The organism is Pseudodesulfovibrio sp. 7M6, from assembly GCF_050058625.1.
Taxonomy (GTDB): Bacteria; Desulfobacterota; Desulfovibrionia; order Desulfovibrionales; family Desulfovibrionaceae; genus Pseudodesulfovibrio; species Pseudodesulfovibrio salinus.
In genome coordinates this window covers 640,055-660,765 of the sequence record NZ_CP188816.1, presented here as the reverse complement: position 1 = coordinate 660,765, position 20,711 = coordinate 640,055, and the positions used below count along the sequence as shown (strand labels likewise).

At 61.1% G+C, this 20,711-nt stretch carries 17 protein-coding genes; 15 read left to right on the top strand and 2 right to left on the bottom strand.

Features of this window, described 5'->3' with window-relative positions; all coding sequences use genetic code 11:
* Nucleotide 1 precedes the first annotated feature (1 nt).
* From ACI0FG_RS02975 to ACI0FG_RS02955, 5 genes are all read left to right on the top strand, one after another.
* A complete protein-coding gene (locus tag ACI0FG_RS02975; protein WP_419787070.1) occupies nt 2-1,120 on the top strand; it encodes an ABC transporter ATP-binding protein in 1,119 nt (372 codons plus the stop codon).
* On the top strand, nt 1,117-2,004 hold the full coding sequence (locus tag ACI0FG_RS02970; RefSeq protein WP_419787069.1) for an ABC transporter permease: 888 nt from the start codon (nt 1,117-1,119) through the stop codon (nt 2,002-2,004). The genes ACI0FG_RS02975 and ACI0FG_RS02970 overlap by 4 nt, the downstream gene beginning before the upstream one ends.
* Nucleotides 2,005-2,793 (top strand): ABC transporter permease, encoded by a 789-nt coding sequence (locus ACI0FG_RS02965; protein WP_419787068.1) that lies wholly within the window; start codon nt 2,005-2,007, stop codon nt 2,791-2,793. It abuts the gene before it with no gap.
* An 18-nt stretch (nt 2,794-2,811) separates the two neighbouring features.
* Nucleotides 2,812-4,212 (top strand): dihydropyrimidinase, encoded by a 1,401-nt coding sequence (gene hydA, locus ACI0FG_RS02960; protein ID WP_419787067.1) that lies wholly within the window; start codon nt 2,812-2,814, stop codon nt 4,210-4,212.
* Between the two features lie 190 nt (nt 4,213-4,402).
* Nucleotides 4,403-5,536, top strand: coding sequence for a 5-methyltetrahydropteroyltriglutamate--homocysteine S-methyltransferase (locus ACI0FG_RS02955; RefSeq protein WP_419787066.1), 1,134 nt, complete (start codon nt 4,403-4,405; stop codon nt 5,534-5,536).
* A gap of 96 nt (nt 5,537-5,632) precedes the next feature.
* Here the strand turns inward: ACI0FG_RS02955 and ACI0FG_RS02950 are convergent, their stop codons facing one another.
* Nucleotides 5,633-7,399: a sigma 54-interacting transcriptional regulator gene (locus ACI0FG_RS02950; protein ID WP_419787065.1), complete on the bottom strand. Its 1,767-nt coding sequence runs from the start codon at nt 7,397-7,399 to the stop codon at nt 5,633-5,635.
* Between the two features lie 298 nt (nt 7,400-7,697).
* On the opposite strand from ACI0FG_RS02950, the gene ACI0FG_RS02945 reads away from it, so the two are divergent.
* The 7 genes from ACI0FG_RS02945 to ACI0FG_RS02915 all read left to right on the top strand — a co-directional run bounded on the left by ACI0FG_RS02945 (nt 7,698) and on the right by ACI0FG_RS02915 (nt 16,309).
* Complete coding sequence (locus ACI0FG_RS02945; protein ID WP_419787064.1) at nt 7,698-8,291, top strand: TRAP transporter small permease; 594 nt, start codon at nt 7,698-7,700, stop codon at nt 8,289-8,291.
* Entirely contained in the window at nt 8,288-9,568 is a 1,281-nt protein-coding gene (locus tag ACI0FG_RS02940; RefSeq protein ID WP_419787063.1) for a TRAP transporter large permease, read from the top strand. The genes ACI0FG_RS02945 and ACI0FG_RS02940 overlap by 4 nt, the downstream gene beginning before the upstream one ends.
* Before the next feature lie 24 nt (nt 9,569-9,592).
* On the top strand, nt 9,593-10,627 hold the full coding sequence (locus ACI0FG_RS02935; protein ID WP_419787062.1) for a DctP family TRAP transporter solute-binding subunit: 1,035 nt from the start codon (nt 9,593-9,595) through the stop codon (nt 10,625-10,627).
* A gap of 71 nt (nt 10,628-10,698) precedes the next feature.
* Nucleotides 10,699-11,958, top strand: coding sequence for a threonine synthase (locus ACI0FG_RS02930; RefSeq protein WP_419787061.1), 1,260 nt, complete (start codon nt 10,699-10,701; stop codon nt 11,956-11,958).
* A gap of 51 nt (nt 11,959-12,009) precedes the next feature.
* Nucleotides 12,010-13,473, top strand: coding sequence for a pyridoxal-phosphate dependent enzyme (locus tag ACI0FG_RS02925; protein ID WP_419787060.1), 1,464 nt, complete (start codon nt 12,010-12,012; stop codon nt 13,471-13,473).
* Between the two features lie 17 nt (nt 13,474-13,490).
* On the top strand, nt 13,491-14,681 hold the full coding sequence (locus ACI0FG_RS02920) for a YgeY family selenium metabolism-linked hydrolase (RefSeq protein ID WP_419787059.1): 1,191 nt from the start codon (nt 13,491-13,493) through the stop codon (nt 14,679-14,681).
* Nucleotides 14,682-14,722: 41 nt separating this feature from the next.
* Complete coding sequence (locus tag ACI0FG_RS02915; RefSeq protein WP_419787058.1) at nt 14,723-16,309, top strand: N-acyl-D-amino-acid deacylase family protein; 1,587 nt, start codon at nt 14,723-14,725, stop codon at nt 16,307-16,309.
* A gap of 85 nt (nt 16,310-16,394) precedes the next feature.
* Here the strand turns inward: ACI0FG_RS02915 and ACI0FG_RS02910 are convergent, their stop codons facing one another.
* Nucleotides 16,395-16,712, bottom strand: coding sequence for a LysE family translocator (locus ACI0FG_RS02910; protein ID WP_419787057.1), 318 nt, complete (start codon nt 16,710-16,712; stop codon nt 16,395-16,397).
* 281 nt (nt 16,713-16,993) lie between these two features.
* Between ACI0FG_RS02910 and ACI0FG_RS02905 the strand changes: the two genes are divergently transcribed.
* From ACI0FG_RS02905 to ACI0FG_RS02895, 3 genes are read left to right on the top strand one after another with little or no spacing between them, the layout of a single operon-like run.
* Entirely contained in the window at nt 16,994-18,136 is a 1,143-nt protein-coding gene (locus ACI0FG_RS02905; RefSeq protein ID WP_419787056.1) for an iron-containing alcohol dehydrogenase, read from the top strand.
* The gene (locus ACI0FG_RS02900; RefSeq protein ID WP_419787055.1) at nt 18,130-19,335 is read left to right on the top strand and encodes a two-component system sensor histidine kinase NtrB; all 1,206 of its coding nucleotides are present in this window, start codon (nt 18,130-18,132) and stop codon (nt 19,333-19,335) included. Before ACI0FG_RS02905 ends, ACI0FG_RS02900 begins: the two co-directional genes overlap by 7 nt.
* Nucleotides 19,328-20,668 (top strand): sigma-54-dependent transcriptional regulator, encoded by a 1,341-nt coding sequence (locus ACI0FG_RS02895; RefSeq protein ID WP_419787054.1) that lies wholly within the window; start codon nt 19,328-19,330, stop codon nt 20,666-20,668. Before ACI0FG_RS02900 ends, ACI0FG_RS02895 begins: the two co-directional genes overlap by 8 nt.
* Nucleotides 20,669-20,711 lie beyond the last annotated feature (43 nt).

Here is a 20,711-nt window from a genome sequence, read left to right as displayed (position 1 = left end):
AATGCCCAACAACGTCACATCGGCCTCGGCCTCCAGCGCACTGCTGGAGGCCAGAGGCCTGGTCAAGGACTACGGATCGTTCCGCGCCGTGCACGGTGTTGATTTCGATATCCCGGATAACTGTTTCGTCACCATTCTGGGCCCTTCCGGCTGCGGCAAGACCACCATCCTGCGCATGATCGGCGGCTTCGAATCCGTGACGGACGGCAGTCTGGTGCTCAAGGGCCAGCCCCTGATGGGGGTCATGCCCTACGAGCGGCCCATCAATACGGTTTTTCAGAACTACGCCCTGTTCCCGCACCTCAAGGTGGCGGACAACGTGGCCTTCGGCCTGAACCTGCGCAAGCTGCCGTCCGCCGAAGTGAAACGGCGCGTGGCCCACGCCCTGGAAACCGTCAAAATGGAGCCCCTGGCGGGCCGTTACCCGTCCCAGCTTTCCGGCGGACAGCAACAGCGCGTCGCCCTGGCCCGAGCCTTTGTCAACGAGCCGGAACTCCTGCTGCTCGACGAGCCGCTGGGCGCGCTCGACCTCAAGATGCGCCGCCACATGCAGGTTGAACTCAAGGACCTGCAACAGCGGCTGGAAATGAGTTTTCTCTATGTGACCCACGACCAGGAAGAGGCCTTTGCCTTAAGCGACGTCATCATCGTTATGAATGGCGGGCACATCGAACAGGCTGCCTCGCCCGAGGAAATCTACCACGCCCCGGTGAACGCCTATGTGGCGGACTTCATCGGCGGCGCAAACCTGCTGACCGGCACCGTGGGCACCGTCGACTCCGGCAGGGCCATCATCGAGACCCCGCTCGGCGTGGTCGAGGCCTCATGCAGCCCCAAGGTCGCCACCGGAGAACCCGCCTGCCTCTGCATCCGGGCCGAGGACATCCAGCCCGTCAACGAACCCGAATCCGGGATGCTCGTTTTCAAGGCCACGGTCTCCCACGTCGTCTTTCAGGGCAGCGTCAAGATGGTCGAGGTCATGGTCGCGGGACAAAAGCTGATCGCCCGCCTGGACCACGACGTGCCCACCGCCCAAGATGCGGAACTCACCCTGGCAGTCCCCCAGCACAGGCTGCGCGTGGTCCACGGCACCCCGCCCGAGGGAGGCAGCGCGCTATGAGCATGAAGCGCATCGATCTGGTCCGGCGGCTCACCCTGCTCTGCCTGACCGGTCCCAACCTGCTCTTCGTAGGCATCTTCTGCGTGGCACCGCTGGCCGTGCTGTTCAGCTACAGCTTCTTCCAGGTGGACTTCGTATCCATCATCCGGGAGCCGACGCTGGCCAACTACGCCCGCGTCCTCCAGAACGAGACTTACCGGGGGCTGGTCATCAAGGCCCTGCTCTATGGTGTGGCCATCGCCTCCATCTGCTCGGTCATCGCCTATCCGCTCGCCTTCTTCATCGCCAAGCGGGTCAAGGTGTACAAGGCGCCGCTGCTGACCCTGCTGCTGATCCCGCTCTACACCGGCGACCTGATCCGCATCTTTGCCTGGCGTGTGGTCCTGGGCGCAGAGGGCGTGCTCAACTCCCTGCTCATGTGGCTGGGCATCATAAAGGAACCCATCTGGGTCCTGCTCTTCAGCCCGTTTTCCACCATGGTGGTGCTGACCTACAACTACCTGCCCTTCATGGTGCTGCCGCTCTGGGCAGCGCTGGAGGCCATGGACGACTCCTACATCGAGGCGGCCATGGACCTTGGCTGCCGCCACATTTCCACCTTTTTCAAGGTGATCCTGCCCCTCACCGGGGCCGGGCTCATCGCCGGGTTCCTCATGGTCTTCGTCCTGGTGGTCGGCGACTACCTGACCCCGCAGCTCATCGGCGGGTCCACGGGCGTGACCGTGACCAGCGCCATCCACGACATGTTCGGCGCGGCCTTTGACTGGCCCACCGGATCAGCCCTGGCCTGGGTCCTGCTCATCAGCATGGCCCTGTTCATCTCCCTGGCCGTCTATCTGTTCTACAAATCCCCTTGGGGACGGGGCATCAGGGGGGGCAAATAAATGCGCAACTCCACGGGATGGGCCGCCCTGCGCGGCTACACCTTCATCGTCTACGGCTTCGTCTATCTGCCGATCATGCTCATGGGCCTGTTCTCCCTGAACTCGTCGGACATGATTACCTTCCCGCTCACGGGATTCACCCTGGACTGGTACAACCAGATCCTGCATGACGGACGCATCTTCAAGGGACTGCTGACCACCTTTTCCGTGGCCTTCCCGGTGACCATCATCACCACGGTCTTCGGCTCCATGGCGGCCATCGTCCTCACCCGGCACAAGTTCAAGGGCAAGATGCTGTTCCTCGCCCTGCTGGTCCTGCCCTTTTTCGTGCCCAAGCTCATCTTCGCCATCGCCCAGGTGACCTTTCTCAACGACATCGGGCTGAACAAGGGGCTGTATACCATCTGGATTTCCCAATCCATGATCATTCTGCCCTTTGTCACCGTGATTATCGCCTCGGTCCTGTTCCGGGTGGACAAGCGGCTGGAAGAGGCGGCGGGCGACCTGGGTGCCACTCCCTGGCAGACCTTCCGCCGGGTGACGCTGCCCCTGATGAAAAACGGCATCCTGGCCGGGTCCTTCATCTCGTTTGTCCTGTCCAACGCCGAATACACGGTTTCCTACTTCACCAGCGGCCGGGCGCAGCCTTTGTCGGTCCTGGTGGCATCGGACTTCCGGTTCCACCTCTCGCCAACCCTGAACGCCCTGGCCATGCTCATCGTACTCTTCAACATGCTGATCATCGTCATCAGCGAATGGTTCCGACGGCGCGGCGTGCAGCCGGAATAAGCAAGTGAGGCAACGCACATGAACCTGCTCATCAAAAACGGCACCGTCGTCAATGCGGACAAGTCGGAAAAGGCCGATGTCCTCATCGAAGACGGCGTCATCAAGGCAGTCGGCACCGACCTGAAGGCACCAAACGACTGTAAAATCATCCAGGCGGACGGCCTGCTGGTCATGCCCGGCGGACTTGATCCCCACACCCATCTCGAAATGCCCACCGGCTGCATCCGCACGGCGGACGGTTTCGACAACGGCGGCCGCGCCGCGCTCTCGGGCGGCACCACCATGGTCATCGACTTTGCCAACCCCAAGGACGGGATGCCCTTCATCGAGGCCTACGACCGCTGCATGGAGTGGGCGGCCAAATCCACGGTCAACTACTCCTTCCACGTCACCGTCACCCGGTTCGACAAGGAAGCCGCGCGCGAAATGCGCATCCTGGCCGAGGAGCGGGGTGTCAACTCGTTCAAGCACTTCACGACCTATCGCGGCAGCCTGATGCTGGAACCGGAAAAGCTGCTGAACAGCTTCTCCCTGGTTCGCGAGCTGGGCGGCCTGTGCACCGTGCACGCGGAAAACGACGAGATAATCACCTACATGCAGCGCAAGCTGCTTGAAAAGGGGATCACCCAACCCAAGGGGCACGTCCTCTCCCGGCCGCCCCTGGCCGAAGGCGAGGCCACTCGCCACGCCATTGCCCTGGCCCGCGTCGCCGGTGCCCCCATCTACATCGTGCACATGAGCTGCAAGGAAGCCCTGCGCGCCGTGATAGAGGCACGGGAATCGGGCCAGGAAGTTTACGCCGAGAGCCTCTGCGGGCATCTGTTGCTGGACGACTCCGTGTACTTCAATGAAGACCCGTCCATCGCGGCCCGTTATGTCATGAGCCCTCCCTACCGGTCCGAGGACCACATCGAGGCACTCTGGCAGGGATTCACCAACGGCCACATCATGGTCACCGGCAGCGACAACTGCACCTTCACCCAGGCCCAGCGCAACGCGCACCTGGACGATTTCACCAAGATTCCCAACGGTGCGCCGGGCATAGAGGACCGGATGCGCATCCTCTGGAGCGAGGGCGTGCGCAAGGGACGGCTGACCCCGGAACAGTTCGTGGCCGCCACCTCTGCCAACGCGGCAAAAATATTCAACATCCACCCGCAAAAAGGCCTTGTCGCCCCCGGCTCGGACGCCGATATCGTCATCTGGGACCCAAACAAGGAGCACACGGTCTCGGCCAAGACCCACCTCCAGGCCATCGACTACAGCGTGTTCGAAGGCATGACCTTCACCGGCTCCCCCCACATGACCATACTGGGCGGCGAAGTGGTCTTTGAAAACGGCGTGGTTACGGCCAGAAAAGGACAGGGAAAGTTCGTGCCCCGCCCCACCCGCCAACCCATCCCGCCCTGCCACAGCTAGTTCGGATCATCCTGAAGCACTACAAAGCGCCGCCGCACGAAAACGTGCGGCGGCGCTTTCTTATGCTACGTAACTCTTCAAAATATATGTCCCCGGAGAACGCCATTTCCCAGTTGACAGATTCCGGGACAAACAATATCAATATTTCCAGATATACTTATATTTGCCATAATCACAGGAGAAAAATAGCATGAGTAACGTATTTGATAATGCGAAGATCCGCACCAGACCGCCGTTTCGGGCTGATGTCGTCGGCAGTTTTCTGCGCCCGGAATCCGTAAAGACGGCGCGGCGGCAATTCAAGGAAGGAAGCCTCTCCGCTGGCGAGTTGCGTAACGTGGAAGACGAGGCCATCGCCGACCTGGTGGAAAAGGAAAAACAAAACGGACTTTCGGCTGTTACGGACGGAGAGTTTCGCCGCAGCTGGTGGCACCTGGATTTCATGGCCGGGCTGGACGGCCTGGAAATGAAGGTCACCGACAATGGCTTCACCTTCAACGGTGTGCATACCCGGGCGGAGAGCGTGGAACTCAAGTCCAGGATCAAATTCGGCGAGCACCCCATGCTTTCCCACTTCGCCTTTTTGCAGCAATGCGCGGGCGACCATGTGGCCAAAATGACCATCCCGTCACCGGCGATGCTCCACTTCGTCCTCACCGTGCGCAATCAGGAATTCGAACTGCCTGATTTCTATCCCAACGAAGAATCCTTCATCGAAGATATCGTGAAGGCCTACCGTAACGCCATTGCCGCATTTTACAAGGCAGGCTGCCGCTACCTGCAACTGGACGACACCAGCTGGGGCGCGCTCTGCTCCACCTCCGAGCGCGAGGCGTTCGCCAAGCGCGGCATCGACCCGGACAAACTGGCCGAGCTGTATGTGGCCATCATCAATCAGGTCATAGAAGGCCGCCCCGAAGACATGGTCATCACCATGCACATCTGCCGAGGCAACTACCGCTCCACCTGGTTTTCCAGCGGCGGGTACGATCCCGTGGCTCCCATCCTCTTTGCCAATGCGCGGCTGGACGGTTTCTTCCTGGAATACGATTCGGACCGCTCCGGCGACTTCGCCCCCTTGCGCCACATCAAGGACCAGCAGGTGGTACTCGGTCTGGTGACTTCCAAGACCGGGGAGATGGAGGACAAGAACGCGGTCAAGGCGCGCATTGCCGAAGCCGCCGCTATTTTGCCCATCAATCAGCTCTGCCTCAGCCCGCAGTGCGGCTTCTCCTCTACCGAAGAGGGCAACACCCTCAGCGAGGAACAGCAGTGGGCCAAGGTCCGCTTCATCAAGGAAATCGCCGACGAAATCTGGAAATAGTCAAACAGGCAAAACCGCCGGGAAAAGGATCAAAGACCTTTTTCCGGCGGCTCTCAATTTCTTCCCATCATACCGTTTCCGGCGTGATGGACCGATCTACTCCAAGCCGTATTTCTTGATCTTGCGATACAGGGTGGCGATGCCTATGCCGAGCTTTTCGGCAGCCAGTTCCTTGGCCGCCTTGGTGCCGGACTCCTCGCCGAAGGCCCGCAGCGCCTGTTGGATGAGTTTGCTCTCCATATTCTCCAGATTATAGTCCGCAAACTCCGGCTCCGATACGCCGGACCGAACCTTGCGCGGCAGGTAGTCGGCGGCAATGGCAGCGGGCGAGTCCACCACGTTGGCCACGTATTCAATGGAATTCTGCAACTCGCGCACATTTCCGGGCCACGGATACTCGCCTACGGCTGACCAGAAGCTCTCCTTGATGGTCAGAATTTCCTTGTCCAGCCGGGCCATGCTCCGCTCCAGAAATACGCGGGACAACAAATGAATGTCCCGCGGCCGCTCGCGCAATGGGGGGATGTGGATCGGAATGACGTTCAATCGGTAGAAGAGGTCCTCCCGGAAAATGCCGTTGTAGACCATCTCATCAAGGTTCCGGTTGGTGGCCGATACCAGCCGGACATTGATGGACTGGGGCGCGGTGGCGCCGAGCCGAGTCACCTCCCGCTGCTCCAGCACGCGCAGCAGCTTGGCCTGAAGATGGAGCGGCATGTCGCCTATCTCGTCCAGAAAGATGGTGCCGCCGTCCGCCTGCTCGAACCGGCCCATCTTGCCCTTGGGATTGGCTCCGGTGAATGCGCCGCCCACATAGCCGAACAGTTCGCTTTCCAGCAGGGTTTCCGGAATGGCCCCGCAGTTGATGGCCACAAACGGGCCGTCCCTCCGGCTGCCCTCCTCATGCAGGGCGCGGGCCACCAGTTCCTTGCCCGTGCCGCTTTCGCCGGTAACCAGCACGGTGGATGACGAATCCGCAAACCGGGCCACCTGCTCCTTGAGGGCGATCATTACGTCCGAGGTGCCGAGGATGGCATCCAGCCCCAACCGCTCGTGGGAGGAGGCGAGCCGAAGCGCGTCGTCGTGCATCATCTGCGAATCACGAAACATGAAGATGCAGACGCTCTCACCGTGTTGCAGATGATATTCCCGACCGACCACTTCGTGGACCTTGCCGCGCAGAAAAAGCAGGTACTCCGTATATTGCAGCAGCCGCGTCTCGCCCTGCTCCAGCCGAACCACCAGCGAGTCCTGTTCCTCAAGCGTGAAGTCCAGAATCTGCTGGGCCGCCTTGTTTGACCGGACCACGTGGCCGTCGGACGCGAGCAGCAGCACACCCTCGGCCACTTTGTCCACCACGCTTTCCAGGAGTTCGCCCAGTGCGCGGCTGCGCTCGTACTCCATGGATTCCGCCACCTTCGAGGCCAGCATGTCCCCCATTTGGGACAGGAAATCGAAAAATATCTCGAAATTCTGCTGAATGTGCTCTTTCTGCTCCTCGGTAAAGCAGACAAACCCGATGACACCGGCCACGGTTCCGCCATAGAGGATGGGCGTGCTCATCTCGAAGGTCTCGTCGCAGCTCTGCCAATTGGGGCATCCGGCGCAAAACTCTGAGAATCCGGGCTCTCGAATGACCAGCGGCCGCCCGGTCTTGAGCACCTGGCGGTACACGCCGCTGGCGGCGGACATCTGCTTGCCCACCAGGGGGGCAAACCGTCCCGTACCCGCCACACGGCAGAGCGCATGGTCCACAATCTCCACATCCACCCGCAGCACGCGGGAGATGACCGCCGCGTATTGCTCCGCAGCTTCGGAGATGCTCCTCAAATCCAGGGCATCGAGCCCTCTTGCCTCATTCATTCCTCGTTCCTTGCATGGATGCGGTATCAAAAAGATAACAGCGAATAATCACGCGGCCAAACAGGTTGACGCAACAGCCTCTAATCGCGTGCATTTACCGTATCACCGTTGCTTGCGCAGCTGTAGTATCAAAATGAAAACAACAATCACATAAACGTAATTTAAAAACGCCTCAAGTATGAAGTTGATAAACATCCCGAGACAGACATGACCATATTGTTAATATTAACACCTCGAAATATCAACAAAACACTCAATTTTATCAAAACGCAAAAAATCATGCCAATATCGGATTGAAATGGCACAGTACGTGCTGAACAATACCATAACCAACAACCAACCCGAGATCATGCAAGAAAACATCACTCCAGCCCTGGTTGGCATAGCCCGCGCATTCGAGCTGACCGCCTACCGCATCAACTACGTCGTCGAAAGGATATGTGCCCTGCTCGTGGCCGCCATGATCGGCGTGGTCTGGTTCGGGGTCGTCGAGCGCTACTTCCTGGCCCTGGGCGTTACCTGGACCGAGGAACTCGCCAGATACATTATGATATGGGCCGCACTCCTGGCCGTGCCCTGCTGCGCCTACCGGCGAGAGCACATCGGCCTGGACCTGCTCTTTTCCAAACTGCCCGTGCGGCAGCAAAAATGGGCACGGCTTGTTCTGGACGCCATTGGCCTGCTCTTTTTCCTCTTTCTCGCCTTCTATGGCGTGACTATGGCAAAGCAGGGAATGCAACAGTATGCCACCATCTTCGGTATGACCATGTTCGTCCCCTTCACCTCGGTGCCGGTGGCCGCCATGCTGACCGTTTTTAATATTCTGTGCACCATGCTACGAGAGACGGCAGGGATAACGCCGCTGTTCGTCAAGAAGGAGGCCGCCCAATGATCGCCGTCGTCATCGCATTTTTCTTCCTGATGCTCATCGGCGTGCCCATCGGCTTCGTGCTCGGCATCGCCGGAGTCATCGGCCTGTACCAGATCGGCGGCGACCAATTCCTGGTCATGGCTCCCAAGCGGTTCTTTGAAGGACTGGACCTCTTCTCCTTCATGGCCATGCCGTTCTTCATCCTGGCCGGAGAAACCATGAACCGGGTCGGTATGACCAAGAAGCTGGCCGATTTCGCGGACGCCCTGGTGGGATACATGCGCGGCGGACTGGCCCACTCCAACATGCTCGCCTCGGTCCTCTTTGCGGGCATGACGGGCGCGGCCGTGTCGGATACCGCAGCCTTCGGCAACACCCTGGTCCCGGCCATGGTCAAGCAGGGCTATTCCCGCCCCTTCGCCTGTGCCGTCACCGCCGCCGGGTCGATCATCGGCCCTACCATTCCGCCGTCCAACCTGATGGTCATCTACGGTTCGCTGGCCGGTGTATCCATCGCCGGGCTCTTCGCCGCGGGCATCCTGCCCGGCCTGCTCATCTGCGTGCTGTGCATGGCCCTCATCGTGGCCCTGGGCCGCAAACTCAAGCTGCCCAAGAGCCAGGACGGCCCCAGCCTTCGCTTCATCCTGAAGACTTTCAAGGGTTCCATCCTGGCCCTGCTCATGCCCGGCATCATCCTGGGCGGCATCCTGGGCGGCATCGTCACCCCCACGGAAGCGGCGGCCATCGCCGTCTTCTACGCCTTCTTCGTGGGCATCGTGGTGGAGCACAACCTGAACTTCACGACCATCATCGACATGCTCATCAAGACCGCGCGCATCACGGGCGTCGTCTTCCTGATCATCGCCTCGGCGTCCATCCTCAGCTGGTGGATGACCTTCATGCAGATTCCGCAGCAGATAGCGGACGGATTCCTTTCCCTGTCCCACACCCCGTGGGTGATCAAGGGCATGATCCTGCTCCTCCTGCTCGGCATCGGCATGTTCATGGACATCAACGCCGCGCTGATCATCCTCACCCCCATGCTCGGAACGCTCACCGCCTCCATCGGCATGAACCCGGTGCACGCGGGTGTGGTCATCGTCCTGGCCCTGAACATTTCACTGATGACGCCGCCGGTGGGAGCCTGTCTCTTCGTCCTTTCCTCGGTCACCGGGGAAAAGATAGAGCGGATAGCCTCCTCCCTGTGGCCGTTCATCCTTGTCGAGGTCGGCGTACTGCTCATCATCACCTACTTCGACGATCTGGCAATGTTTTTCCCAAAGCTGATGCTTAATTAACTTCAAACTGTAGAGAGGGTTTCCATGAAACAGTTCAAGAAGCTCACCTTGATCCTGACCCTGTGCGCGGCTGTCCTGATGCTCGCCCAGGTGGCCATGGCTGCCAAAGTGATCAAGATGCACCACCTGAACAAGAACGGTGCGTTCGACAATCCGTCCGGCGCCGCCGCAGTGGTCTTCAAAAACCTGGTGGAGTCCGGCACCAACGGCTCGGTCCAGGTCCAAATCTTCCCCAGCGGCCAGCTCGGCAAGGACGCCGAGGTGGTCCAGCAGGTCAAGGCCGGCATCATCCAGCTCGGCGTGCACTCCGTGGGCGCGGTCGGTTCCGTCTACCCGCTGATCTCCGTGCTCGACGTGCCCTTTGCCTTCCCCAACCACGCCGTGGCCTATGACGTCCTGGACGGTCCCTTCGGCCAGAAGCTGGCCAAGGACATCACCGACAAGACCGGCATCAAGTGCCTGGGCTTCAGCGACTCCGGCGGATTCTTCCAGTTCACCAACTCCAGGCGTCCCATCAAGACCCTGGAAGACATGAAGGGCCTCAAAATCCGCACCATGGGCCTTGAAACCCACAAAAAGCTCGTCTCCAGCCTCGGCGGCCAGCCCGTGTCCATCGCCTGGGCCGAGGTCTACACCGCCCTTCAGACCGGCGTTGCCGACGGCCAGATGAACCCGCTGCCCATCATCGAGTTCGCCAAGCTGTACGAAGTCCAGAAGTACCTGACCATCTCCAATCACCTCTTTGCCCCGCACGTCTGGCTGATGAACGCCGACTTCTACAACTCCCTGACCGACAATGAGAAGAAGGTCGTGGAGAGCGCCGCCAAGACCGCCATCGTGGTCAGCCGCGGCATCGCCAACGCCATCGAGGCTTCCGACCGAGGTCTGCCCTTCCTTGCCAAGAAAATGGAAGTGTACACCCTGCCCGAATCCGAAAAGGAGAAGTTCCGTGCAGCTTCCCTGCCGGTCGTGAAGAAGTACATCGAAGACACCTTCGGCGACGAAGGAAAGGCCATGCTGAACTCCTTCCTGTCCGCCATCAAAGAGGCCTCCAAGTAACCTGTCATGATATCGGGCGGCGGGCACGTCCCGCCGCCCATTCTGCAACTCCAGAGCCGGAACCGATACCTATGCAAAAACACCCCGCAAACATCACACGCATGCGCTGCACCCTGTGCGGGAAGACATTTCGCCCCGGCGAGGTGGACTACGTCTGCCCCGACCATGGCAACGAGGGCATCCTCGACATTGAATATGACTACGCGGCCATCGGGAAGACGCTCTCCCCGGAGACGCTGGCCGCCTGCAACGACTACAGCCAATGGCGTTACCGCCCCCTGCTGCCGGTCCTGCCGGAAACCCCGGCCCCGGCGCTGAACGTGGGCTGGACGCCGCTCTACGAGGCCCCGCGCCTTGGCAGCGCCGTCGGTGTACAACACCTCTGGTTGAAGGACGACTCCCGCCAGCCCACCGGCTCCCTCAAGGACCGGGCCAGCGCACTGGCCGTCATGAAGGCGCGCGAGGCGGGAGCGGAGCGGATCACCACCGCCAGCACCGGCAACGCGGCCGCGGCCTTGGCCGGAATGTGCGCGGCAGCGGGCATGGACTGCACCATCTTCGTGCCCAAGTCCGCTCCTCGGGCCAAGGTGGCCCAGCTCCTGGCCTACGGCGCGGATGTCTTTCTGGTGGACGGGAGCTACGACGACGCCTTCGAGCTCTGCCTGAAAGCGGCCGCCGAGTTCGGCTGGTACAACCGCAATACCGGATTCAACCCCTACATGGCCGAAGGCAAGAAGACCGCCGCCTACGAGATATGCGAACAGCTCGGCTGGCGCTGCCCGGACAACGTTCTGGTCGGCGTGGGCGACGGCTGTATCATCTCCGGCCTGTACAAGGGATTTTTCGACCTGCTGCAACTGGGCTGGATAGACCGGATGCCCCGGCTCATCGGCGTCCAGGCCGAGGGCAGCGACTTCATGTACCAGGCATGGAAGGCGGGTGCCGATCCCGTCACTTTCCCGGCCATCAAGGCGGAAACCGTGGCCGACTCCATTTCCGCAGGCCTGCCGCGCGACCGCAAGAAGGCCATGCGCGCAGTGACCGAAACCAACGGCGCGTACGTGCGCGTCGCCGACCGGGACATCCTCGCGGCCATTCCGGAACTGGCCAAGAACTCCGGCGTCTTTGCCGAACCCGCCGGGGCCTCCCCGCTGGCCGGTCTGCACAAGGCCGTGGCCGAAGGGCTGGTCACCCCGGACCAGAATACCGTGCTGCTCATCACCGGCAGCGGACTCAAGGACGTGGACGCGACCATCAAGGCGTGCGACCGCGCCCCGCAGGTAGTGCCGCCTTCCCTCAAGGCCGTGCAGGACGCCCTCAAGGGCGCATAACGTCTAAACAACAACTTTATTCGTTCAACATACAAGGATGGACAACCAACCATGATCGATCTGACCATCAACGAAAAGGGCCTGCAGAACGCACTGGCCCGGGCCAAGGAAAAGAATATCATCATCCCCACCCTGGAACAGATGTGCCACCCGGAAAAGATTCCGGCCGACATCCGGGCCAAGCTGGGTGATCTAGGCCTGTGGGACCTCGACCCGCTCAACCTCTTCCGCATCACATGGAAAAACGAGCCCAAGGCCTCGGGAGGCACCTACGGCGGCGTCAACCACATCGAGCTGCCCTCCTCCCTGACCGGCGTGGACGCCCGCATCGTCCTGCTGGTGGGCAAATGGTTCCCCACCGGCGCGCACAAGGTCGGCGCGGCCTTCGGCTGCCTGGCCCCGGCCCTGGTCACCGGCCAGTTCGATCCCACCACCCAGAAGGCGGTCTGGCCCTCCACCGGCAACTACTGCCGCGGCGGTGCCTATGACTCCAACCTGCTCGGCTGCGACTCCATCGCCATCCTGCCCGAGGGCATGAGCCAGGAGCGTTTCGACTGGCTGGCCAACGTGGCCGGGGAGACCATCAAGACACCCGGTTCCGAGTCCAACGTAAAGGAAATATTCGACAAGTGCTGGGAGCTTCGCCAGTCCGGCGACGACCTCGTCATCTTCAACCAGTTCGATGCCATGGGCAACTACCTGTGGCACTACACCGTCACCGGCCGGGCCATGACCGAACTGGTCACCGAGCTTTCCGACGATCCCCAGCGCCGGTTCAAGGGCGTCATCCTTTCCACCGGCTCCGGCGGCACCCTGGCCAGCGGCGACTATCTCAAGCAGCAGTTCCGCAATGTGAAGATCGGTGCCTGCGAGGCTCTCCAGTGCCCGACCCTGCTGAACAACGGTTTCGGTGCGCACCGCATCGAGGGCATCGGCGACAAGCATGTGCCGTGGGTGCACAACGTGCGCAACACCGACATGGTCATTGCCGTGGACGACGAAGTGCCCATGAACCTGATCCGCCTGTTCAACGAGCCTGCGGGCGTGGACGCCCTCAAGGCGAACGGCGTGCCTGCCGAGATCGCCGAAAACCTGCACCTGCTGGGCATCTCCTCTGTGGCGAACATGGTCTCGGCCATCAAGTTCGCCAAGTACTACGAACTGGGCAAGGACGACGTGGTCCTGACCGTGGCCACGGACTCCATGGAAATGTACCAGAGCCGCCTCAAGGAACTGACCGAAGAGCGGGGCTCCTACGAGATCACCGATGCTGCCTACTCCCGCGCCGTACTGAACAGCGTGACCACGGACAACATGGAAGAACTGAGCTATGTGGCCCGCAAGCGCATCCACAACCTGAAGTACTACACCTGGATCGAACAGCAGGGCATGGCCTTTGAGGAAATCCAGGCCCAGTGGTACGACGAGCACTACTGGGAGAACATCCAGAAGATCGCTCCCGAAATCGACAAGCTCATTGTGGAATTCAACCGGAAAACCGGTCTGCTCGGCTAGAGGGAGGCCCGGCAATCATGAAGAACAACGATTACTGCCAACTGAGCGTGGCCCTGTGCCAGGAGCTGGTCTCCCTGCCCAGCCTCTCCGGTGAGGAGGAGCGGGTGGCCGAGACCCTGGCCGCCGCCATGAAGGCCAACGGGTTCGACCGTGTGGACGTGGACCGCTACGGCAACGTGGTGGGCCGCATCAAGGGCAACAAGCCCGGCCCGTGCATCCTGTTCGACGGCCATATGGACACCGTGCCGGTGCCCGACCCTTCCGCCTGGACCCAAAACCCCTTTGGCGGCGACATAGTGGACGGCAAGGTCTACGGCCGGGGCACCTCGGACATGAAGGGCGCGCTGGCCGCCATGGTCGCGGCCGCGTCCTGGTTCAAGGCCGAGTCCAAGGGCAAGTTCGCGGGTGAAATCTGCGTGGCGGGCGTGGTGCACGAGGAAATATTCGAAGGCATCGCCGCGCGCGAGATATCCGAAAAGATCAAGCCCGACTACGTCATCATCGGCGAAGCCTCGGAGCTGAACCTGAAAATCGGCCAACGCGGCCGGGCGGAAATCGTGGTCGAGACCATCGGCGTGCCCGCCCACTCCGCCAACCCGGACAAGGGCGTCAACGCCGTGCACATGATGACCGAGCTGACAAGGGCCATTGAGCAGGTGGAGACCCCGGAGCAGGACATCCTGGGCAAGGGCATCTGCGTGCTTACGGACATCAAGTCCACCCCCTACCCCGGCGCGTCCGTGGTGCCCAGCGGCTGCCGCGTGACCTACGACCGCCGTCTGCTGGTGGGCGAGACCCCGGAGAGCGTGCTGGCCCCGATCAACGCGATCATCGACCGACTTTCGGCCGAGATTCCGAACTTCAAGGCCAAGGCGTACTTCGCCAAGGGCAAGGAGAAGTGCTACACCGGCGTGCACATCCAGGGAGAACGGTTCTTCCCAGGCTGGCTGTACGACAAGGAAGAAGCCTTTGTGGCCGACACCATGGCCGGGCTGAAACAGGCCGGACTGGCCCCGGAATACTCCCACTACTCCTTCTGCACCAACGGCAGCCACTATGCGGGCGAGGCGGGCATCAAAACCATGGGCTTCGGGCCCTCGCGCGAGAATCTGGCCCACACCATCGACGAGTATGTCGAGGTGGACCAGCTGCATCAGGCCACCAACGGCTACCGGGCGATCATCGACGCCCTGCTGCAAACCAGATAACGAAAATGCGCCCGGGCCACCCCCGGGCGCGGACACATGCCATGAGCATACGCATCGACAACGCACGCATCATCGACGGTTCGGGCGCTCCCGCCCGTAAGGGCAGCGTCCGTATCGAGGGCGACACCATCACCGGCGTGAGCACCGGCCTGCCCGATGCCGACCAAGTCATCGACGCCGGGGGACTCGTCGTCTGCCCCGGGTTCATCGACACCCACAGCCATTCCGATCTGGCGATCATGGAAGAGCCGTACATCCTCCCCAAGCTCCGCCAGGGCGTGACCACGGAAATCCTTGGGCAGGACGGCATCTCCATGGCCCCGCTGCCCAAGGAGCACATCCCGGCATGGCGAAAGAATCTGGCCGGACTGGAAGGGGAATCCGACTCCCTGGACTGGGCATTCATCAATACGGACGGCTACCTCGCCCGGCTGGAACAAAGCGGCGTGGGCGGCAACGTGGGCTATCTGATTCCCCACGGCAACGTCCGCATGGAGGCCATGGGGCTGGACGACAAGCCCGCGACCGAGGCCGATCTGGACGTCATGGCGGCCATTCTGCGACGTGAGCTGAAAGCGGGCGGTTTCGGCCTGTCCACCGGACTGATCTACCCGCCCTGCACCTACGGCGACAAGCGGGAGATGGAAGTTCTCTGCTCCGTGGCCGCCGAGTTCGGCCGCCCCCTGGTCATCCACCAGCGCAGCGAGGCGGACACCATCCTCGACTCCATGGCAGAGGTGCTGGACATCGGCCGCACCACCGGCGTGCACGTTCACTTCTCCCACTTCAAGATCTGCGGCAAGAACAACGCGGACAAGTTCGAGCGGGTCCTCGGCCTGCTGGATCAGGCCGCGGCAGACGGACTTGAGGTGACCTTCGACCAATACCCCTATGTGGCGGGCTCGACCATGCTCGGCGCCATCCTGCCGCCCTGGGCCCATGCGGGCGGCACGGACAAACTCCTCGCCCGGCTGGCTGATCCCAAGGCGCGCGCCCGGATGATCCGGGATATCCACAACGGCATTGAGGGCTGGGACAATTTCGTGGACTTTGCCGGAGTGGACGGCATCTTCGTCACCAGCGTCAAGCACGAGGCCAATCAGGACGCCATCGGCAAATCCCTGACCAAGCTGGGAGCCATGCGCGGCAAGGAGCCGCTGGAAGCCACTCTGGACCTGCTGTTGCAGGAGGAGAACGGCGTGGGCATGGTCGATTTTTACGGCCTGGAAGAACACGTCACGGCCTTCATGGCCCGACCGGAAATGAACGTCTGCACCGACGGCCTGCTGGGCGGCACGCCCCATCCCCGTACCTACGGCGCATTCCCGCGCGTGCTGGGCAAATATGTCCGCGAGGAGGGAATCATGCCCCTTGAGGAAGCCGTGCGCAAAATGACCTCCAGACCGGCCGGAACCTTCGGCATCGAGAAACGAGGTCTGCTCGCACCCGGCAACTATGCCGATCTGGTCCTCTTCAATCCCGATACCGTGCTCGACAAGGGCACCTACACCGATCCCCGCCAGCACCCGGACGGCATCGAAATGGTCATGGTCAACGGCGTTATCGTCCACGGCCAGTCCGCTTCGCTCCCGACCACTCCGCCGGGCAAGGTCCTGCGACTCGGTTAACTCGTCCTTTCAATAGAATATAAAAACCCCGTTTCCGGTATGATCCGAAAACGGGGTTTCTTGTGTGCAGGTAGCAAACTTGGGCTTACACGCGGTCGCTCAACAGGATGCCGCCGCCGAGGGCGACGAACAGGTTCTTGATGCCCAGGTAGATCAGGTAGGCGCCGCCGACCGTCTTCATGACCACGAACCAGAACGGCAATTCCTGAATGAGGTGGCCCACGCCCACGGCGACCAGCCAGACGATGAGCAGCTGGCAGGACAGATTTCCCAGCACGGTGATGAATGCGGATTTCCAACCATGCCGCACACTGTTCTTCAGGACCAGCAACACATTGGGTCCCGGCGACAAGGTCGTCACCAGATACGCCAGAAAAAACATCGCCCACATTTCGAGCTTCATCAGGACATCCTCAAAATTTAAATTACGCGGGTCAGACACTGCAAACGTTCGCCACGCGTCCAAAATCGGACACTGTCTATTGTTGCGGACTCGTTTCAGCCGCTTTTCCACTTTCCACGGCAAAGAAGGAAAGCACTGCCCGGGACTCATCCCGAGAACCGCAAAAAGGGGAACACCAAAGGCCGTTTAGCGGGTGCCGAAAAGAAGATTTGGGCAAAGGGCTTGCCTAAGCCCCTGGAATCTGCATACGATTGGAGTATAAAACCACGTTCGGAGATTCAATGCTCATCACCAAATTCGCCATTCCCGAAGTCATATTCGGCAACGGCAGCATAAAGTACCTGGCCCCCTGCGCCCGCCGCCTGGGGGCTAAGCGCGTCCTGCTTGTCAGCGATCCCGGCGTTGAAAAGGCCGGTTGGGTCGAAGTGGTCATGGACCTGCTGCGCAAGGACGCGTTAGACTGTGTCTACTTCAACGACGTCAATTCCAACCCCCGCGACGTACAGGTGTGCGAGGGCGCGGAGCTTTACAAGGAAAAGGGCGCGGACGTCATTGTCGGCATCGGCGGGGGCAGCCCCATCGACGCGGCCAAAGGCATATCCACCCTGGTCGGCAACGGCGGGTCCATCAGCGAATACGAGGGGGCCAACAAGATCATGCGCCCCCTGCCGCCCATGATCTTCATCCCATCGACGGCCGGGAGCGGCTCCGACGTTTCCCAGTTCTGCATCATCACCGACATCAAGCGGCAGGTGAAGATGTCCATCATCAGCCGCTCGCTGGTGCCCAATCTCTCCATCATCGACCCCAATCTGCTGGTGACGAAGAGCCGGGAGCTCATCGCGGCCTCGGCCATCGACGCCATGGCCCACGCGGTGGAATCCTATGTCTCCCGGCTGGCTTCGCCATTTACCGAACCGCAATCCCTGCGTGCCATCCAGCTTTTCATGGAGAATATCCGGGAGGCCGTGGATTCGCGCTCCCCGGAGGCACTCAAGAACCTGAGCATCGCCAGCACCGCGGCGGGCATGGCCTTCAGCAACGCGGGGTTGGGCATCGCCCATTCCCTGGCCCACTCCATCGGCGGACGGTTCGACGTGCTGCACGGTCTGGTTCACCCCGTGCTGCTGCCCACGGTGATGCGCTTCAACCTCACCGCCAAACCCGAAAAACTGGCCCGGGTGGGATTACAGATCACCGGCAAGGAGTACAAGACCCAGGAGGAGCAGGCCCTCAAGGGCATCGAATACCTGGAGCGGCTCTTTCAGGAGCTGGGGGCGGCACGCCGCCTGAACGACATTCTGCCCGACGACAGCGAGCTGGAACTGCTGTGCAACAAGGCGCTGCCGGATGCCTGCACCCTGACAAATCCCCGTGAAACGAACTGCCAAGACCTGATGAACATATGCGAGGCTGCATGGTGAGTAACGCAACGACACTCGAAGACCTCATTGGCATTGAGCACAGCAAGCTCAATTTCTTCCAGGAACTGCGGCAGAGCGTGGATAAGCTGAAGGCCAGCCACCGGGAATCCGAGGACCAGCGCCTGGAGATCGCGGCCATCCTCGAAGGCATCACCGACGTCATGATGGTTTTGTCGGAGAACCTGGAGATCATCTCGGTCAACCACGTCTTCCAGGAACTGTTTCCGGGCATCAACCCCATCGGCCGGTATTGCTATCAGGTATTCCGCAACACCAACTATCCCTGCAACGAATGTCCGGCCTTCCGCTCCCTAAGCACGGACGCCGTGTGCCGGGAGACCGCCATCTTCCGCATCGGCGGGCGCAACCGGCAGTTCGACATGGTCGCCGCGCCGCTCAAGAATCCCCACCTGCCGCAGCACCGGGTCCTGATCTTCAAGCGGGACGTGACCATGGAAAAGGAATACCAAGCCAAATTCTACCAGGCCGAAAAGATGGCCACCATCGGCACCCTGGCAGCAGGCGTGGCCCACGAGGTCAACAATCCCCTGACCGCTGTCTCTGGATTTGCCGAAGGACTCAAGCGCCGCCTGCCCAAGCTGGAAGGCGCCGTGGACCAGGAACTCTACGACGATTTCGAAGAGTACACGGACACTATCATCAAGGAATGCGCGCGCTGCCAGAAAATCGTTCAGACCCTCCTGACCTTCAGCCGTCCCATGATGGCCGCCTTTACCGGCGTGAACGTCAACCGCGTGGTCGAGGACACCATCCGTATTCTGCAACACCATTTCAAAAGCCATCCGAAACTCAAGGTCTCCCTCTCCCTGGAGGAGACCCTGCCCACCATCTACGGCGACGAGGCGCAGCTGAAGCAGGTGGCGCTCAACCTGCTGACCAATGCGGTGGACGCCATAGGCGAAGAGGGTGAACTGTGCGTCTCCACCACATCACACGGCGATGGCGTCCGCATGTCGGTCAGCGATACCGGCTGCGGCATTCCGGCCAAGAACCTGGATATGCTCTTCGAGCCGTTCTTCACCACCAAGCCTGTGGGCAAGGGTATCGGCATAGGGCTGGCCACCTGCTACCACATCGTGCAGGAGCACGGCGGGGAGATTTCGGTCAACAGCGAACTCGGTACCGGAACGTGCTTCTCGGTCATCCTGCCCATCGGCAAGCGGGGGCTGCATGGCTAATGCGTACAAAGTCCTGGTCATCGACGACGAAGAATCGATACTACGCCTGTTCGAGCATGAACTGAGCACGCCGGAGCGCATTATCGAGACGGCACCCAACGCCACCATCGGAATGGAAAAGTTTCAGAAGGGCCACTACGACGTCGTGGTCTCGGACATACGCCTGCCGGACGACGACGGCCTGGACATGCTCGCGCAGTTCAAGACGACCTACCCGGATATAGAAGTGGTGCTCATCACCGGCCACGGCAACATCGATAACGCGGTCGAGGCCATGCGCATCGGCGCCTACGACTATCTGACCAAGCCCTTTCACCTCGACAGGGTCGAGATGGTCATCGAACGCGCCTACCAGCGGGCGCGCCTCCAGCGGGAAAACCGGGGGTTCCGCCACTCCAAGCAGACCGTTGCCTCCTCCATGCTGGTGGGCAACTCCGCCCCCATCAAGCAGATCAAATATCTCGTAAGCCGGGTCGCCCCCACGGATGTGGCCGTGCTCATTACCGGCGAAAGCGGCGTGGGCAAGGACGTGGTGGCCCGCTCCATCCAGGAGCAGAGCGAGCGAAAGGAACAGCCGTTCATCGTCAAGAACTGCGCCACCCTGCAAAAGGAACTCATGCGCAGCGAGCTGTTCGGCCACACGCGCGGCTCCTTCACCGGGGCTACGGATAGCCGCGAGGGCCTGATGACCTTTGCCGATTCCGGCACGCTCTTCCTGGACGAAATAGGCGAACTGCCCCTGGAGGTGCAGGGATCGCTGCTCCGCGTGCTGGAGGCCAGGACGTACCGCCGGGTGGGAGAAAAGAACGAACGGCATGTGGACATCCGTTTTCTGTTCGCCACCAGCCGCAACCTGGCCCAGGAGGTGGAGGAAGGCCGTTTCAACGAGGCCCTCTACCACCGCATCAATGTCTTCAATATTTCCGTTCCGCCGCTGTGTCGGCGCAAGGAGGACATCCCGCTGCTGGTGGAGCACTTTCTCGGCCGCATGAGCATCGCCATGCGCCGGGAGCACCTGACAATCACGGACAAGGCCGTCCAGTGCCTGACGCAGTATGACTGGCCCGGCAATGTCCGCGAGCTGCGCAACGTGCTGGAGCGGAGCATCATCCTGGCCGAAGGCGGCGTCATCACCAACCAGGCCCTGCCCAGGGAGCTGGTGGAACGCGCGGAACAGAACGCCGGTACCGTCTTTTCGCTGGAAGAGCTGGAACGCCAGCAGATCCAGCGCGCCCTCCAGTTCTTCGACGGCAACCGCCAGCAGGCGGCCAAGGCGCTGGGCATTGGACGAAAGACGCTGTACCGGAAAATTGAAAAATTCGGTCTGGGATAGCCCGAAGAACAGATTATAAAAGACACAAGCCTCGAAAACCCGC

Coding starts and splice junctions, on each gene's coding strand:
- ACI0FG_RS02910 (WP_419787057.1), bottom strand. CDS start 16,712: ATGAAGCTCGAAATGTGGGCGATGTTTTTTCTGGCGTATCTGGTGACG.
- hydA (WP_419787067.1), top strand. CDS start 2,812: ATGAACCTGCTCATCAAAAACGGCACCGTCGTCAATGCGGACAAGTCG.
- ACI0FG_RS02940 (WP_419787063.1), top strand. CDS start 8,288: ATGATCGCCGTCGTCATCGCATTTTTCTTCCTGATGCTCATCGGCGTG.
- ACI0FG_RS02915 (WP_419787058.1), top strand. CDS start 14,723: ATGAGCATACGCATCGACAACGCACGCATCATCGACGGTTCGGGCGCT.
- ACI0FG_RS02955 (WP_419787066.1), top strand. CDS start 4,403: ATGAGTAACGTATTTGATAATGCGAAGATCCGCACCAGACCGCCGTTT.
- ACI0FG_RS02965 (WP_419787068.1), top strand. CDS start 2,005: ATGCGCAACTCCACGGGATGGGCCGCCCTGCGCGGCTACACCTTCATC.
- ACI0FG_RS02945 (WP_419787064.1), top strand. CDS start 7,698: ATGGCACAGTACGTGCTGAACAATACCATAACCAACAACCAACCCGAG.
- ACI0FG_RS02920 (WP_419787059.1), top strand. CDS start 13,491: ATGAAGAACAACGATTACTGCCAACTGAGCGTGGCCCTGTGCCAGGAG.
- ACI0FG_RS02900 (WP_419787055.1), top strand. CDS start 18,130: ATGGTGAGTAACGCAACGACACTCGAAGACCTCATTGGCATTGAGCAC.
- ACI0FG_RS02970 (WP_419787069.1), top strand. CDS start 1,117: ATGAGCATGAAGCGCATCGATCTGGTCCGGCGGCTCACCCTGCTCTGC.
- ACI0FG_RS02950 (WP_419787065.1), bottom strand. CDS start 7,399: ATGAATGAGGCAAGAGGGCTCGATGCCCTGGATTTGAGGAGCATCTCC.
- ACI0FG_RS02975 (WP_419787070.1), top strand. CDS start 2: ATGCCCAACAACGTCACATCGGCCTCGGCCTCCAGCGCACTGCTGGAG.
- ACI0FG_RS02930 (WP_419787061.1), top strand. CDS start 10,699: ATGCAAAAACACCCCGCAAACATCACACGCATGCGCTGCACCCTGTGC.
- ACI0FG_RS02925 (WP_419787060.1), top strand. CDS start 12,010: ATGATCGATCTGACCATCAACGAAAAGGGCCTGCAGAACGCACTGGCC.
- ACI0FG_RS02905 (WP_419787056.1), top strand. CDS start 16,994: ATGCTCATCACCAAATTCGCCATTCCCGAAGTCATATTCGGCAACGGC.
- ACI0FG_RS02935 (WP_419787062.1), top strand. CDS start 9,593: ATGAAACAGTTCAAGAAGCTCACCTTGATCCTGACCCTGTGCGCGGCT.
- ACI0FG_RS02895 (WP_419787054.1), top strand. CDS start 19,328: ATGGCTAATGCGTACAAAGTCCTGGTCATCGACGACGAAGAATCGATA.